The organism is Sphingomonas sp. JC676 (assembly GCF_014489075.1).
Lineage (GTDB): Bacteria > Pseudomonadota > Alphaproteobacteria > Sphingomonadales > Sphingomonadaceae > Sphingomonas.
Window position 1 is genome coordinate 82,183 of record NZ_JACTGR010000007.1, and the last position, 14,618, is coordinate 96,800.

Annotated in this window: 12 protein-coding genes; 7 read left to right on the top strand and 5 right to left on the bottom strand. The window is 66.2% G+C overall.

Translation table 11 applies throughout. The annotated features are described in order from the left end of the window. Nucleotides 1-6: 6 nt before the first annotated feature. Together ppa and IAG41_RS20795 are read right to left on the bottom strand one after the other, a co-directional pair. The gene (gene ppa / locus IAG41_RS20790) at nucleotides 7-546 is read right to left on the bottom strand and encodes an inorganic diphosphatase (RefSeq protein WP_187730608.1); all 540 of its coding nucleotides are present in this window, start codon (nucleotides 544-546) and stop codon (nucleotides 7-9) included. A 33-nt stretch (nucleotides 547-579) separates the two neighbouring features. After that, nucleotides 580-2,475 carry a M61 family metallopeptidase gene (locus IAG41_RS20795; protein WP_187730609.1) on the bottom strand — a complete coding sequence of 632 codons (1,896 nt, stop codon included), beginning with the start codon at nucleotides 2,473-2,475 and terminating at the stop codon, nucleotides 580-582. Between the two features lie 114 nt (nucleotides 2,476-2,589). Here IAG41_RS20795 and IAG41_RS20800 point away from each other — a divergent pair, with 114 nt between their 5' ends. Further along, nucleotides 2,590-3,879, top strand: a complete 1,290-nt coding sequence (locus IAG41_RS20800) for a methyltransferase family protein (protein ID WP_187730610.1) — start codon at nucleotides 2,590-2,592, stop codon at nucleotides 3,877-3,879. A gap of 261 nt (nucleotides 3,880-4,140) precedes the next feature. Further along, nucleotides 4,141-5,004, top strand: a complete 864-nt coding sequence (locus tag IAG41_RS20805; protein ID WP_187730611.1) for a GDSL-type esterase/lipase family protein — start codon at nucleotides 4,141-4,143, stop codon at nucleotides 5,002-5,004. Nucleotides 5,005-5,344: 340 nt separating this feature from the next. On the opposite strand, the gene IAG41_RS20810 is transcribed toward IAG41_RS20805, so the two are convergent. The 3 genes from IAG41_RS20810 to IAG41_RS20820 form a co-directional block, all read right to left on the bottom strand. Beyond that, nucleotides 5,345-6,721, bottom strand: a complete 1,377-nt coding sequence (locus IAG41_RS20810; RefSeq protein WP_187730761.1) for a glutamate--cysteine ligase — start codon at nucleotides 6,719-6,721, stop codon at nucleotides 5,345-5,347. 56 nt (nucleotides 6,722-6,777) lie between these two features. Then, complete coding sequence (locus tag IAG41_RS20815; protein WP_187730612.1) at nucleotides 6,778-7,518, bottom strand: 16S rRNA (uracil(1498)-N(3))-methyltransferase; 741 nt, start codon at nucleotides 7,516-7,518, stop codon at nucleotides 6,778-6,780. A 162-nt stretch (nucleotides 7,519-7,680) separates the two neighbouring features. Beyond that, the gene (locus IAG41_RS20820; RefSeq protein ID WP_262408805.1) at nucleotides 7,681-8,412 is read right to left on the bottom strand and encodes a hypothetical protein; all 732 of its coding nucleotides are present in this window, start codon (nucleotides 8,410-8,412) and stop codon (nucleotides 7,681-7,683) included. Between the two features lie 120 nt (nucleotides 8,413-8,532). Between IAG41_RS20820 and ubiA the strand changes: the two genes are divergently transcribed. From ubiA to IAG41_RS20845, 5 genes are all read left to right on the top strand, one after another. After that, on the top strand, nucleotides 8,533-9,450 hold the full coding sequence (ubiA, locus tag IAG41_RS20825) for a 4-hydroxybenzoate octaprenyltransferase (RefSeq protein WP_187730613.1): 918 nt from the start codon (nucleotides 8,533-8,535) through the stop codon (nucleotides 9,448-9,450). Between the two features lie 31 nt (nucleotides 9,451-9,481). Further along, nucleotides 9,482-10,828 (top strand): TldD/PmbA family protein, encoded by a 1,347-nt coding sequence (locus tag IAG41_RS20830; RefSeq protein WP_187730614.1) that lies wholly within the window; start codon nucleotides 9,482-9,484, stop codon nucleotides 10,826-10,828. Continuing rightward, nucleotides 10,821-11,609 carry an inositol monophosphatase family protein gene (locus tag IAG41_RS20835; RefSeq protein ID WP_187730615.1) on the top strand — a complete coding sequence of 263 codons (789 nt, stop codon included), beginning with the start codon at nucleotides 10,821-10,823 and terminating at the stop codon, nucleotides 11,607-11,609. Before IAG41_RS20830 ends, IAG41_RS20835 begins: the two co-directional genes overlap by 8 nt. Nucleotides 11,610-11,614: 5 nt before the next feature. Continuing rightward, nucleotides 11,615-11,929 (top strand): antibiotic biosynthesis monooxygenase family protein, encoded by a 315-nt coding sequence (locus tag IAG41_RS20840; RefSeq protein ID WP_187730616.1) that lies wholly within the window; start codon nucleotides 11,615-11,617, stop codon nucleotides 11,927-11,929. A 428-nt stretch (nucleotides 11,930-12,357) separates the two neighbouring features. Then, nucleotides 12,358-14,616, top strand: coding sequence for a hypothetical protein (locus tag IAG41_RS20845; RefSeq protein ID WP_187730617.1), 2,259 nt, complete (start codon nucleotides 12,358-12,360; stop codon nucleotides 14,614-14,616). Nucleotides 14,617-14,618: the final 2 nt, after the last annotated feature.

The window sequence follows — 14,618 nt, forward strand, 5'->3', positions numbered from 1 at the left end:
TCCCGGTCAGGCGGCCTTGGCCTTCTCGGCCGCCGCGATCGCTTCGAGCACGGTCCTGCGTGCTTCCTCGGCATCGCCCCATTGGCCGATGCGCACCCACTTCTCGGACTCCAGGTCCTTGTAGTGCTTGAAGAAATGCTCGATCTGCTGGAGCACGATCGACGGCAGATCGCCGCGTTCGCCCACATCCGAGTAATAAGGGAAGGTGGTGTCGACGGGGACGCAGATCAGCTTCTCGTCGCCGCCGGCCTCGTCCTCGAGCTTGAGCACGCCGATCGGACGCGCGCGGACGACGCAGCCCGGCACGAACGGCGAGCGCGAGATCACCAGCGCGTCGAGCGGATCGCCGTCGGGCGAAAGCGTGTGCGGCACGAAGCCGTAATTCGCCGGATACCGCATCGGCGTGTGCAGGATGCGATCGACGAACAGCGCGCCGCTGGCCTTATCGAACTCATATTTCACCGGCTCGCCCCCGGTGGGGACCTCGATGATCACGTTCAGGCTGTGCGGCGGATCGTCGCCGACAGGAATCAAATCGATACGCATATTTCTAACCCTGGGTTGGCGTCCGGCCCCGTCTCAGCGGGGCTCGAGCAGCTTGTCTAGGCCAGCCTCTCCTTCGACGGTCTTGACGAGGTGCGGATAGCGCAGGCCCTCGTGATAGTCGATGGCGACTTCGCGGTAGCGATCCCCGCTCTTGAGCAGCAGCTTGATCGGCTCCTTGCTGCCCTTCGCCGCCTTCACCGCGTCCTTCAACCGGTCGCCGGTATAGCCGCGGCCGTTCACCGCGACGATCTCGTCGCCCAGGTCCATCCCCGCGTTGAACGCAGCGCTGTCCCAGGTGACGTTGGTGATGCCCTTGGGCCCGATCGTCAGGCCCAGCGAATAAGTGAAGTCGGCCGCGTCCTTGGCGCCGCGTCCCGCCTTGTTGGGGACGTCGGTATAGACGAGCTTGTAGCCGTTCTTCTCGAAGCCCTTGAGCGGCGCGCGCTCGGTCACCGCGCTCAGCCGCTCGTTGAGGAAGGACTTCCAGTCCCAGGGCACGACCGAATTGAGCGTGCTCGCGACATCGTCGAGCGTATAGGTCACCTCGCCGAAATCGCCGTCGCGATAGCCGAAGAAGCTGCGGGCGAAATCGTCGATCGACTTGGTGCCGCCCGACTTCTCGCGGAGAATCGAATCGACTTCCATCCAGACGAGCAGGCCTTCGTTGTAATAATCCTCCGAGCGCTGCTGGCTCACCCAGCCCTTGGGCCGGCGCGCGGTGATGACCGGATCGTTGGTGGTGTCGACCAGCGGGCGCCATTCGCGCGCCGGGCGATTGTCGAGGCTCGCCATGATCGCGGCATAGGCTTCGAGCGTATCGGCCTTGTTCACCAGGCCTGAGCGCGCCTGGAATACATAGCCCCAGAACTGGGTCTGGCCCTCATAGACCCAGAGCAGCGACCCGCGCATCGGCGTGCGATAGTCGGGGGTCCAGAGATCCGCGCCGCGGCGGAACTTGCCGTCCCAGCTATGGGTGTATTCGTGCGGCAGCAGGTTGCGGCTGCCCGTATTCTCGTCCCACTTGGTGAAATAGCCGGGGCGGGTGCCGTCTTCCGAGCTGCGGTGATGCTCGAGCCCGATTCCGCCCAGTTCCTCGCTGATCGAGAGCAGGAAATGGTAATGGTCGTAATGCTGCGTGCCGAAGGTCTTCACGGCCTGCTCGACCAGCCGCTTGTGCGCCTCGATCTGCTCGGGCTTGGCGTCCAACTCCTCGGGCGAGTCGGCGAAGACGTCGAGCGTGACGCGCGGGCTGAGCTCGATCGGGCGGTAATAGCGCCCGGCGAGCACCGGCGAATCGACCAGGATCTCATAGGTCGTCTTGTCATAGGTATAGGTCGAACCGGTCGCCTTGGAGGGCAGGCCCGACGCCGCCGACCAGCCGGTCGGATACTTCACCGTCGCCTGCACCGGGATGCGCCGGGTGAAATAGCCCGCCGGATAGAGGCTCATCGAGTTCCACTGCAGGCTCATCATGGCAGGCGTCATCACGATGCGGCCCTGATCGGCGACGGTCGCCGAGATGAACTGGAATTCGAGGTCGAGCTTCTTCGCGCCCGCCGGCACGTCGATATGGAAGGCGTAGACGTCGACCGGATCGCGCGTCCAGGCGACGCGCTTGCCGTTCGCCCGGATCTGCAGGCCGGCCAGCTTCTCGATCTCGCCACGCGGGCCGTGATTGCCCGGAAGCCATTTGGGGAAGAGCAGCACCATATGGCCGCTCTTGGCGACGGGGATCACTTCCTTGACGTTGAAGATGCCCTGCTGGGTATTGGTCGCGTCGATGTCGAGCTGCAGCGTGCCGGGATAGGGGACGTCGCGCGCTTCGGGGATCGTGTTGACCGGCAACACCGGCTGCGGCGCCGAATTCTGTGCGAGTGCGGGCGCGGTGGTGGCGAGCAGCAGGGCGGCGAGCGGCAGCATGGGCTTCATCAAGGACAACCTCTTCGGGTCTGGAGCGACGGGCGGTCATAGGCCGCAGGTGGGAAGGCGGTAAAGAGCACATCCTTCACCGCTCCCTAACCATTCCGGGCTTAGGTTTCGGGGATGTTTCACGATCCCGAACTGGCGAATTTGGCCAAGGCCGACCCGCGTCCGCGCTCGGCGGTCAGCGCTGGTGTGGGATTCGCCGGGCTGGTGGGGATGACCGGCTGGATCGTCGCCGCGCACCTGCTCGGGCTCGACGGCCCCTACGCGGCTTTGATCAACGTCCTCGCCTGCGCGCTGCCGATGGTGCTGTGGTCGCTGCTTGTCGATAAGGTCCATCGCAACCCCTCGACCGGCATCGACTGGCAGGTGGTGCGGCCCTGGCGCGAGACGCTCGACCTGTCGGTGACCAAGCTTGCTGGGCTCTGGCTCACCTGGGGCGGGATCGCCGCAATCTATGCGCTCGGCCGCTTCTGGTGGGAAACCCGCTACGCCAATTTCCCGTTCGCGATGTGGTGCTTCAGCGTCGCTGCGCCGGCGCTATTCCTGCTCTCCATTCCCTATGTCCTCTGGCTCGACCGGCGGCTGGTGCAGCCGCGCGACGGCGCCTGGCATCTCGGCGCCTGGCTGATGGGATCGAGCGACGCGATCGACAAGGACGCGATCTGGAACCATCTGCGCAGCTGGACGGTGAAGGGCTTCTTCCTCGCCTTCATGCTCTCGATCGTGCCGCCGGGCTTCGGCGAGTTCGTATCGGCAGATTATAGCCAGGTGTGGCGCGATCCGGTGGCGCTGGCGAACACCTGCATCACCTTCATGTTCCTGGTCGACGTCGCCTTCGCGACCGCCGGCTACATCCTCACCTTCCGCCCACTCGATTCGCACATCCGTACCGCCAATCCCTATGCCGGCGCCTGGGCGGCGGCCTTGATCTGCTACCCGCCCTTCGTGCTGATGGCCGATGGCGGGCCGCTGGACTATCACCAGGGCTCGGCCGACTGGACCTATTGGTATGCGGGCCATCCCTGGCTGCTCGGCGCGATCGGTGTGGTGCTGGTGGGGCTCACCGCCATCTATGCCTGGGCGACGGTCGCGTTCGGCATGCGCTTCTCGAACCTCACGCATCGCGGCGTGCTGACGCATGGGCCGTACGCGTGGAGCCGCCACCCGGCCTATCTCTCCAAGAACCTGTTCTGGTGGCTCTCGACCTTGCCGTTCTTGGCGACTACGGGCTGGGTCGACGGCATTCGCAACGGCGCGGTGATGGCGTGCGTCAGCGGCGTCTATTACTGGCGTGCGCGGACCGAGGAGAAGCATCTCGGCGCCGATCCGGCCTATCGCGACTATAGCGACTGGATGGCGCGCAACGGGGCCGTGTCGCGGTTTTTCCGGTGGGTGCTGCGGAAATAATGCGAAACCGGGAAATCCCCAGATTTCAGAGCTTTAGGGGCGCGTTCGGTCGACTGCGAAGTTGACACGGTTGACACCTGCTATGTCGAAAAATCTTCCTTCCCGAAATTCGGGGCTTTTGGGACTTCGACGATGAGAAAGAGCGGGTCCTTCGATCGGCTTTGAAATCCTACATTGCAAGGTGGGGAGCGCCGCCAACGACCGAGATTGCGAAGGCGCGCGGTTCGGCTAGGTTTTCGCGAAGACATTCGCGGAGTGGAAATGAAGATCGCCATCGCACTGTCGGGACTGGTCGCGATGTTGGCGGCCGCGCCGCTCCATGCCCAGGAAAGCCCGGCGACCTCGCCGCCGCGCACGCTGGACGACATACCGTGTCCGCCGATGCCGGTGATCAGCCCCGAGCGGATGACCCTGATCGTCGAACCCGAGCCCCACATCGCGAAGCTGCCGCCGGCAAGCGAGACGGACCGCGCCAGTTACGCGCGCTGGTCGAAGATCGATCCCGAAGGCGTGTGCTGGTATCGCGAGGCGAACCGGTCGCTGCCGCCCGCCACAGATCACCGCGTCGTCTTCCTGGGGGATTCGATAACCGAATCCTGGAAGCCGTCCATTCCCGCGTTCTTCACCGGCGACGTGCTGGATCGCGGGGTCTCGGGGGAGACGACCACGCAGATGCTGGCGCGCTTCCGTACCGACGTGATCGACCTGCATCCCGCGGTCGTCCACATCCTCGGCGGCATCAACGACATCCACAGCCCGCCCGGCACCGCGCTGACCCGGTCGAACATCGAATCCATGGTCGAGTTGGCGCGGGCGCGCGGGATCACGGTGATCCTGGGCGCGGTCACGCCGTCCTCCTTGTTCCGGGGTTCGCTCGACAAGGCTTTCGGTGCGCATATCGTCTGGCTCAATCACTGGCTGCGCGACTATGCCGGGAAGAACGGCCTGATCTATGTCGACTATCACGGGCCGCTTGAGGACGGGAAACTCGGGATACGGGACGGCCTGTCCAATGACGGCCTCCATCCCAATCGACGGGGCTTCGAGATCATGACCCCGTTGGCGCGGGCGGCCGTCGATCGCGCGCTCAAGAGCCGGACTTCACCTCTTCGTAGACCCGGGTGAAGTCCTTCCACTCTTCATTGCGGCGGTCGCAAAATGGTGGATCATCGTGCGATGAAACTCTCGATTCGCACGCTGCTTATTCTGCTGCTGCTCCCCTCACTCGCCCTTGAAGCCATTCTCCGCCTTGCGCCTCACCTGATCGAGAGCGCCGCGTTGTCCACATTGGTGGTCACCGCGGTCGTTGCTGGAGGTCTATGTGCGGTCGTGACATCAAGGTGGCCCGCTTCCGCGCAACTTGTCGTCGGGACAGTATATGCGGTGGGGTCGATCTCGTTCCTCTGGCTCGGGATGGACTGCGCGCGAGGAAGTTGTTTTTGATCGAGGACGGTAGTCGCCGACGCTAGAACTTCGCCTCTTCGTACACCCGGCTGATATCGCCGTTCCATTCGCCATTGAAGCGATCGAGCAGGATCTGGGCGGGGACCCTGCCGGTGCGGACGATCTCGCGCAACGGATCGAGGAAGCCGCTTTCATTGTCGCCCGAAGCGTTGAACCGGGCGCGGGCATTCAGGCCGGCCGCCGCGATGTCGAGCACCTGGCCGGCGATGTCCCTGAGCTTGCCGCCGCCCGGGATCGGCGCGTCGAGCGCCAGCTTGGGCACTGCGTTGCGGAGCGCCAGCCGCTCTTCCATCGTCCAGTCGTGGACCAGGTCCCATGCCGCATCGAGCGCGGCCTCGTCGTAGAGCAAGCCGACCCAGAGCGCCGGCAGCGCGCAGATCCGGCCCCAGCGGCCACCATCGGCGCCGCGCATCTCGAGGAACTGCTTCATCCGTACTTCGGGGAAGGCGGTGGAGAGATGGTCCGCCCAATCGTCGATCGTCGGCTTGTGGCCGGGAAAAGCGGGCAATTCGCCCTTCAGGAAGTCGCGGAAGCTCTGCCCGGCGGCGTCGATATATTTCCCGTCGCGGTAGACGAAGTACATCGGCACATCGAGCGCGTAGTCGGCGTAGCGCTCATAGCCGAAGCCCTCTTCGAAGACGAAGGGCAGCATGCCGGTGCGCGCCGGATCGGTGTCCGACCAGATATGGCTGCGATAGGAGAGATAGCCGTTGGGCTTGCCCTCGAGGAACGGCGAGTTCGCGAAGAGCGCGGTGGCGAGCGGCTGGAGCGCCAGCCCGACGCGGAACTTCTTCGCCATGTCGGCTTCGGAGGCATAGTCCAGATTCACCTGGATCGTGCAGGTCCGCAGCATCATGTCGAGGCCGAGATTGCCGACGCGCGGCATGTGCCGCAGCATGATTTCGTAGCGGCCCTTGGGCATGATCGGCAGCTCGGCGCGGGTCTTGTCGTGCCACATGCCGAGGCCGAGGAAACCGATGCCGAGCCTGTCGCCCACGGCCTTGACCTGCTGCAGGTGGCGTCCGGTCTCGGCGCAGGTCTCGTGGAGATTCTCCAGCGGCGCGCCCGAAAGCTCGAACTGGCCGGCCGGCTCGAGGCTGACGGCGCCGTCGGGGCCCGACAGCGCGATGATATTGCCCCCCTCATAGACCGGCTTCCAGCCGAACTCGGTGAGGCCGATCAGCAGCGCATGGATGCCGCCCGGCTCCTCATAGCTGGGGGCGCGGTGATCGGGCGACTTCCAATAGACGAACTTCTCGTGCTCGGTGCCGATGCGCCAGCGCTCGCGGGGCTTTTCGCCGCGCGCGAAATAGTCGACCAGCTGCGAGCGGTCCTCGATGACCGGTGCGTTGTTATCCGAAACGGTCTTCGTGCTCATGGCGCGCATGTAGCGGCGGGCGCGGACCTGCGCCAGAGCCTTTCCATACCGCTCGGTCACCAATCCCCAACCGTGCCCATCCAAAGACTTACCGCCGCCGCGGCCGCAGTTTCCGCGCGCAGGATGCGCGGGCCGAGCGCAATGCCCACGGCCTGGGGCAGTGCGCGAATCGCCTCGCGCTCGGCATCGTCGAAGCCGCCCTCCGGGCCGATCAGGATCGCGGCGGGTCCGGGCCGGGCGCGCATCGCCTCGATCGCGGCGATGCCGCCGGCCTCGTCGGCGAAGAACAACGCGCGTTCCTCGGGCCAGTCACGGAGCAGGGCGGGCAGCTTCACGGCGTCGGCCAGCTGCGGCAGCGCGGTGCGCCCGCATTGCTCGGCCGCCTCGATCATGTGGGTGCGCAGGCGTTCGAGGTTGAGACGATCGATCACGGTGCGCCGGGTTAGCACCGGCACCAGCCGGTCGACGCCCAGCTCGCACGCCTTCTCCGCCACCCAGTCGATCCGGCCCTTCTTGATCGGCGCGGCGCACAGCCAGAGATCGGGCACCGCCTCGCGCTCGCGGAGCCGCTCGGTCACGTCGAGGACCAGGTCGCGCTTGCCGGCCGAGCGGACCACGCCCAGCCATTCGCCGGTCGCATCGTCGAACAGCTTGACTACCGCGCCCGGCTTCATCCGCATCACCGAGAGCAGGTAATGCGCCTGGGGCCCGTCGATACGGATCTCGCCGGGCGCGAGCTCGGCTTCGACGAACAGGCGCGGGGTGGATTGGGGCGGCCAGGCGGGCGTTGCGGGCATGGCGCAGCTCTAGGGTTTGTCCCGATCAGATGGAAGCTCGTGCTCCTGCGAAAGCAGGAGCCCAGAGTGACGAGGGAATCGCTTGGGATCCTGGGCTCCTGCTTTCGCAGGAGCCCGTTCAAGCTCGACGGGACACGCTACAGCCGCGTCACCCCCGCGCGATCAATAACCGTCGCCGCCCGAGCTCATGCCGCCGGGGCCCATGCCGCCCTGGCCCATTCCGCCGCCGCGTCCCATGCCGCCGCCACGGTGACCGCCGCCACGCCGTCCGCCGCGGCCGCCTTCGCCGCCCCGGCCGGGAGCGGGCCCGGCGACGATCTTGGGCAGTTCGTCATGCTGGATCTTTCCGTCGCCATTCTTGTCGAGCATGTCGAAGCGCTTGTCGGCGGCAAAGGCGAACTCGGCGGTGTCGACGCCGCGATTGAAGTTGCGGTCCGCCACGACCACCGGCTCGGGATAGTCGAAGAAGCTGAACCGCGCCGCGCCCTGGCGACCGCGCGCCGCGCTGGCATCGCGCCGCGCCGGCGTGTCCTCGCCGCCTTCGAACTCGGTCGCGGCGCTGCGCTGCGAGCCGCCGCCGAAATCGCTCACCCGGATCTCGGGCGCGAGCACGGTCTCGTAATATTCGATGTCGTCGGGATCGATCTCGCCGTCGTGCCGACGATCGAGGATCGCGAAGAAGCGCTTGGCGTCGGCCTGGAATTCGGCGCGGCTGAGCGCGCCGTCATGGTCGGTGTCGGCGGCGTTGAACCACAGGTCCTGTGGCATCGTGCCGCCCGAATCGGAGCGGAAAGGCTCGCCCATCGGGCTGATGAAGAGCTGCTCGCGCGGCGCGGCGGCCGCAGCACCGGCGGTGGCGGTCAGGATCAGGCTGGAGAAGAGAAGGATACGCATCGCTCGCCCTTGGAAAATGAGGGTCCCCATAATGCCCGCTAGGCCCGAATTGTCGCAAGAATGTGCCTGGCGCGACAAAATCCTGTTGCGACGCCCCGGGGGTGTGGCAGCAGGGCGGGCATGACCTCACCCGCGCCCGACATCGTTCCCGATACCGAGCATCGCGGCCTGGTCGGGCTGCTTCCCATCGCGGCGCGGCCCTATGCGCTGCTGGCGCGGTTCGACCGGCCGATCGGCTGGTGGTTGCTGTTCTGGCCCGGCGCCTGGGCGATCGCGCTGTCGGGACAGGCACTGGCGCGCTGGGACCTGATCCTGTGGTTCCTGCTCGGCAGCATCGCGATGCGCGGCGCGGGCTGCGTCTATAACGACATTGTCGACCGGGACCTCGACCGCCAGGTGGCGCGCACGCGCAGCCGGCCGCTCGCCAGCGGCGCGGTGTCGCTCAAGGCCGCCTGGGTGTGGCTGGTGGCGCTGTGCCTGGTCGGGCTCGTCGTGCTCGTCCAGCTTCGCCTCTTCGCGGTGTGGGTCGCGCTCGCCAGCCTCGTGCTGGTCGCCGCCTATCCCTTCATGAAGCGGATCACCTGGTGGCCCCAGGCCTGGCTGGGCCTGGTCTTCTCCTGGGCGGCTTTGGTCGGCTGGGCCGAGGCTCCGGACATGCATTTCACGCCCGGGCTGCTGCTCTATGCCGGCGCGGTGTTCTGGGTGATCGGCTATGACACGATCTATGCGCTGCAGGACGTCGAGGATGATGCGCTGGTCGGCGTGCGTTCCTCGGCGCGCCGGCTGGGAAGCCGGGTACGGCCGGGCGTCGCCGCTTTCTATGCGGTCGCGCTGGCGCTGTGGGGCGCTGCCTTCTGGCAGCTCCGCTCCGATCCGCTCGCGCTCCTCGCCTTGCTGCCGATGGCGCTCCATCTTGCCTGGCAGGTGCTGACCCTGGTGCCCGCGGACGGTGTCAACGCGCTCGCCCGCTTCCGTTCGAACCGCAACGCCGGGCTGCTGATGTTCGCGGCGTGCTTCGTTATCGGCCAGACGCTTTGACGTTGGCCCCTCGCGTACCTAAGTGCCAGCGATGCTGAATAGGGAACAAGCCTGCGAACGCGTCCGCGACGTCGTCGATCGCGCGCGGAAAGCCGGCGCCGACGCTGCCGATGCCGTGTTCGCCGCCGATCGCTCGCTCTCCGTCTCGGTGCGGATGGGCGCGCTGGAGGATGTCGAGCGCTCGGAGAGCGAGGAACTGGGCCTGCGCGTGTTCGTCGGCCAACGCTCGGCCAGCGTCTCGACCTCCGATCTCAGCTCCCAGGCGATCGACGTGCTGGTCGATCGCGTGCTCGCCATGGCGCGCGAGGCGCCCGAGGACAAATGGGCCGGGCTCGCCCCCGAGGCTCGGCTGATGCACGGTGCGCCGCCGCATCTCGATCTCGACGACGGCGCGCATATCGAGCCCACGGCGCTGAAGCAAAGGGCGCTTGTAGCCGAGGATGCCGCGCGCGCCGTCGAAGGCATCACCAACAGCGAAGGCGCCAGCGCGGGCGGTTCGCGATCGGTGATGGCGCTCGCCACCAGTCACGGCTTCACCGGCGCTTATGCCCAGACCAGCCACGGGCTGTCGGCGAGCGTGCTCGCCGGCACCGGCAGCGGCATGGAGCGCGACTATGCGCATCATTCGGCGCGCCACGCCGCGATGCTGGAAGCACCCGAGATCATCGGCCGCCGCGCCGGTGAACGTGCGGTGGCCCGGCTCAATCCCGCCAAGATCGCCAGCGGCGCGCTGCCCGTTGTGTTCGACCGCCGCGTCTCGGCGGGTCTGCTCGGCCATCTGCTGGGCGCGATCAGCGGCTCGGCGATCACGCGCAAGACCAGCTTCCTACAGGATGCGCTGGGCAGCCAGGTGTTCGCGCGCACCGTCACCATCTGCGACGATCCGCATCGCCCGCGCGGGCTGCGCTCGCGTCCGTTCGATGGCGAGGGGCTGCCGGTGTTGCCGGTGAAGCTGGTCGACGAAGGCATGCTCGAGACCTGGCTGCTCGACAGCGCTTCGGCCCGCCAGCTCGGCCTCGAGCCCACCGGCCATGCCTCGCGCGGCATCGCGGGCGCGCCGGGCGTCGCGCCGAGCAATCTCTACATGCAGGCGGGCAATATCCCACCCGAGACCCTGGTCGGTGAGATCAGCCGCGGCCTGCTCGTTACCGAGCTGATCGGCCAGGGCGTCAACGGCGTTACCGGCGACTATAGCCGTGGCGCAGCGGGTTTCCTGATCGAGAATGGCGAGATCACTACCCCGGTCTCCGAAGTCACGATCGCGAGCAACCTCAGGGACATGTTCCTCGCGCTCACCCCCGCCAATGACCTCGAATTCCGCTTCGGCATCAACGCACCGACGATCCGCATCGACGGGATGACGATTGCCGGTGACTAGTTTGGACCCTCATCTCGCCCAGCAGATCGCGGCGATCGCCGCCGATGCCGGGCGGCTCGCGATGGACCGCTGGCAGACCGACTTCAAGCGCTGGGAGAAATCGCCCGGCAATCCGGTCTGCGCGGTCGATCTCGAAGTCGATGCGATGCTGCGGGTTCGGCTCAACGACCTGTTGCCCGATGCCGGCTGGCTCTCCGAAGAGACGATCGACAATGCCGCGCGCCTCCAGTCGGACCGCATATGGGTGGTCGATCCGATCGATGGCACGCGCGACTATCTGCGCGGCCGGCCCGGCTGGGCGGTGTCGATCGCCCTGGTCGAGCATGGCCAGCCTGTATTCGGCGTGCTCGATGCGCCGGCGCGTGGCGAAGTGTGGACGGCCGAGGCGGGCAAGGGCGCCTGGCGCAACGGCCAGCGCCTCCACACTGCCGAACGCAGCGAACTGGCCGGTGCGCGCGTGCCCGCCGATCAGTTGCCCAAGGTCGACCAGGATCTGACGATGGTCGCCAAGCCCAATTCGATCGCGCTGCGCATCGCGATGGTCGCCGCCGGCGAGGCTGACCTCGTCGCGACTTTGCGCTGGGGCCATGAATGGGACCTCGCCGCCGCCGTGCTGCTCGCGCGCGAAGCCGGTACGACGGTGACCGATGCACTGGGCGGAGCGCTCCATTTCAATACCCCGGCGGGCGAGGCATTCGGCGTGCTGGCGACCGCACCTGGGATCCACGCCGCGGCAGTGGATCGCCTGGCCGAGCGTGCCGCAGCCAGCGTAAAGCGATAGCGGTCATGGACCAGCCGGGCATCGTCCTGATCAATGTCTTCACGGTCGATCCCGCGAACCAGCAGCGCGTCGTCGATCTGCTTACGCGCGCGACCGAGGATTTCGTCGCTCATGCGCCGGGATTTCTGTCCTCGACGCTGCACCGAAGCACGGATGGCACCAAGGTGACGATGGTCGCGCAGTGGCGCAGCGTCGAGGACTATGAGGCGATGCGGCGTGATCCTGGACCTCGGCCTTTCCTCGAGGAAGCGCTGACGATCGCCCGGTTCGATCCCGGCATGTACGAGGTCATCCGGACGTTCCACCCGGCGGAGTCCTGAGCCGGGGCCCCTGGCTCCTGCCCATTTCCTCATCGCCAGCAAATCGGGATCGCCCGTGCGCGAACCGGGCCGGCTTCTGCGCCGTTGGCTACCGATTACCGTCCTTCTTCCACCAGCGGCGAAGCGTTGGAATTTCGCGGCGAAGTCGATATCGAGTCCAAAGTTAAAGCATCGAGATTGGGTCAAATCGGACCGATCGCGTTTGTGGCTTGTGCCGGAAAATGTTAATGTAAACATCGCAGAGTCGCTCAGATAAAAATCAAAACTATTCAACGAGGTCGCCAGACTGTCGTCAGAGATACTATCTCTGGCGTGACAGAATTATTGCACTTTCTTCGACAACATAATCGATGGAGAGAAAGATGGCTGGTGATATCGGAATCAGAGAACAACTAATTATTCTGCCAAAGGCGGGCGGCGCGGAGTCCTTGCTGCGCAGCCCTCAGGCACTGGCGGCTTCGCTCGGGCAGAGCGGCGGGCGGATCATGCATCGCTATGGCGATCGTGTTCTCCTCGCCGAAGTGCCGCCCGGCGCCGAAACCCGGCTGTCGCTGGATGGCCGCGCGCCCGACATGGCGACTGCCGAAGCTGCCGCTCCGGACGATCTCACCGAAACGGAGAAATTGGGCGTCGAGGCGTTCGCGCTCCGCCAATCCCCGAAATACGCCAAGGCCAAGGCATCGCGACCGCATCAGGGTGCGTCGTGGGAAGGCCCGGGCGACGTCCAGCCGCTCACCTGCATGGATGTGGGGCGCGATCCCGGCGGGCATGCCCATGTGGAAGGCGCGCTCGCCTCAGAGGCCGGGGCGCCGCCGCTCAGCGCCCGGCTGACCGGCAAGGTCGCAGTGGCGATCATCATCATCGACGGGCCGACCGCGGCGCTGAAATTCACCGCTGCGGAACGGACCAAGGTCGTTGCCGAGGTCCAGAACGGCCTGGGCTGGCTGGGCGCGCAGAATGCCGCCGGCGCGGTGAGCTTCTTCTACGAGATACACACGCCGTCGATCACCGCGACCCCCTTGACGGGCAATCCCTCGAGCGACGCGATGGAGAACCGTTTCCGCGATCCGGCGATGGCGACGCTCGGCTATGGCGCGGGGCTCGCCAATGTCACCAAATATGCGAACGACCTGCGCACCAAGCTCGGCACCGACTGGGCCTATGTCGGCTTCTTCACCAAATATCCGGTGGGGCATTTCGCCTATGCTTCGATCGGCGGTCCGCGCATCATCATGGACTATGCCAATGACGGCTGGGGCCCGGACAATATCGACCGGGTGTTCGCACATGAGAGCGGCCATATCTTCGGCGCGCCGGACGAATATGCATCGAGCGGCTGCACCTGCGGGGGCTCCTGGGGCTATTACGGCAAGCCCAACAGCAATTGCGAGAATTGCGCGCCCGGCGGTGGCGTCAAATGCCTGATGAAGTCCAACGACTGGGAGATGTGCTCGGTCACGCCCTATCATCTGGGATTCCCGCTGGCCGACCAGCGGTATTCGGGGGTCTTCCGCGCGGGCACCGGCAAATACGCGCTGTGGCTCAACGCCAGCTACGACAGCTTCGTCGCGAAGTGGCAGCTATGGGCGGGGCAGGGGCTGAGGCTGGTCGATCTCGACATCGTCCAGGTCGGCAACGAACGGCGCTACAACGGCGTCTGGATGGCCGGCAACGATGCCTATGGCCTGTGGCTCAACGCCGACTGGAATGCCTTTACCGCGAAGTGGCAGCAATGGTCGGCCCAGGGATTGCGCCTAGTCTGCATGGAGGTGGTGCGCGTCGGCAACCAGAACCTCTATTCGGGCGTGTTCCGTGCCGGCACCGGCGGCTATGGGCTGTGGGGCAACGCCACCTGGGCGAGCTTCACCGCGAAATGGCAGGAATGGTCGAAGCAGAATCTGCGCCTCGTCGATCTCACCATCACCAATTTCGGCAATGACCGGCGCTATTCGGGCGTGTTCCGCGCCGGCACCGATGCCTATGGCCTGTGGGTCAACACCGACTGGGCATCGTTCGAGGCCAAGTGGAAGGAATGGTCGAAGCAGAATCTCCGGCTGGTCGATCTGGAAGTCACCAGCTTCGGCGGCGAGCGCCGCTACTCGGGGGTCTTCCGCGGCGGCACTGACGGCTATGGCCTGTGGGTCAACGCCAATTACCCCAGCTTCAGCGCGAAGTGGCAGGAATGGAGCGCGCAGAATCTGCGCCTCATCGATGTCGAAGTCACCGATCCCGCCAATACCGCCAATGCCCAGGTCAAGGTGGGCGCCGGCGCATTGGCGCTCGGACTGGAAGCCGATGAAAATGGCGGCGACGGCTATGGCGGCATCTTCGGGACCGACGGGACGGCTGATTCCGGCGCGGACGTCGATACCGGATCGATGTTCGCGGGCGAACCGGCGGCGGCCGCGGCGGCGGCGCCCGGGGACGGCGAGAATGGCTTTGGCGGCATGTCCCAAGGGGGTGCGCCGGGCACGGCATCCTATGAACCGGGGCCGATCACATCGGCGCCCGTCGGCGCCGGAGCACCCGATAGCGGCTTTGGCGGGTTCGGCGGCCTTGGCGGCGCATCGACGCCCGTAGGTGCCAATGACGGCCCGGAGGGGGCGGACAGCTCGGATGGGCTGGGCGGTATCGGCGAAGGCGGGGCGGCCGATCTCGACACCGGCGGAACCGGCGCTATGGGTTGAAC

Excerpts from the sequence above, each read along its gene's own strand:
- ppa (WP_187730608.1), bottom strand. The coding sequence starts at position 546 with ATGCGTATCGATTTGATTCCTGTCGGCGACGATCCGCCGCACAGCCTG.
- IAG41_RS20795 (WP_187730609.1), bottom strand. The coding sequence starts at position 2,475 with ATGAAGCCCATGCTGCCGCTCGCCGCCCTGCTGCTCGCCACCACCGCG.
- IAG41_RS20800 (WP_187730610.1), top strand. The coding sequence starts at position 2,590 with ATGTTTCACGATCCCGAACTGGCGAATTTGGCCAAGGCCGACCCGCGT.
- IAG41_RS20805 (WP_187730611.1), top strand. The coding sequence starts at position 4,141 with ATGAAGATCGCCATCGCACTGTCGGGACTGGTCGCGATGTTGGCGGCC.
- IAG41_RS20810 (WP_187730761.1), bottom strand. The coding sequence starts at position 6,721 with ATGAGCACGAAGACCGTTTCGGATAACAACGCACCGGTCATCGAGGAC.
- IAG41_RS20815 (WP_187730612.1), bottom strand. The coding sequence starts at position 7,518 with ATGCCCGCAACGCCCGCCTGGCCGCCCCAATCCACCCCGCGCCTGTTC.
- IAG41_RS20820 (WP_262408805.1), bottom strand. The coding sequence starts at position 8,412 with ATGCGTATCCTTCTCTTCTCCAGCCTGATCCTGACCGCCACCGCCGGT.
- ubiA (WP_187730613.1), top strand. The coding sequence starts at position 8,533 with ATGACCTCACCCGCGCCCGACATCGTTCCCGATACCGAGCATCGCGGC.
- IAG41_RS20830 (WP_187730614.1), top strand. The coding sequence starts at position 9,482 with ATGCTGAATAGGGAACAAGCCTGCGAACGCGTCCGCGACGTCGTCGAT.
- IAG41_RS20840 (WP_187730616.1), top strand. The coding sequence starts at position 11,615 with ATGGACCAGCCGGGCATCGTCCTGATCAATGTCTTCACGGTCGATCCC.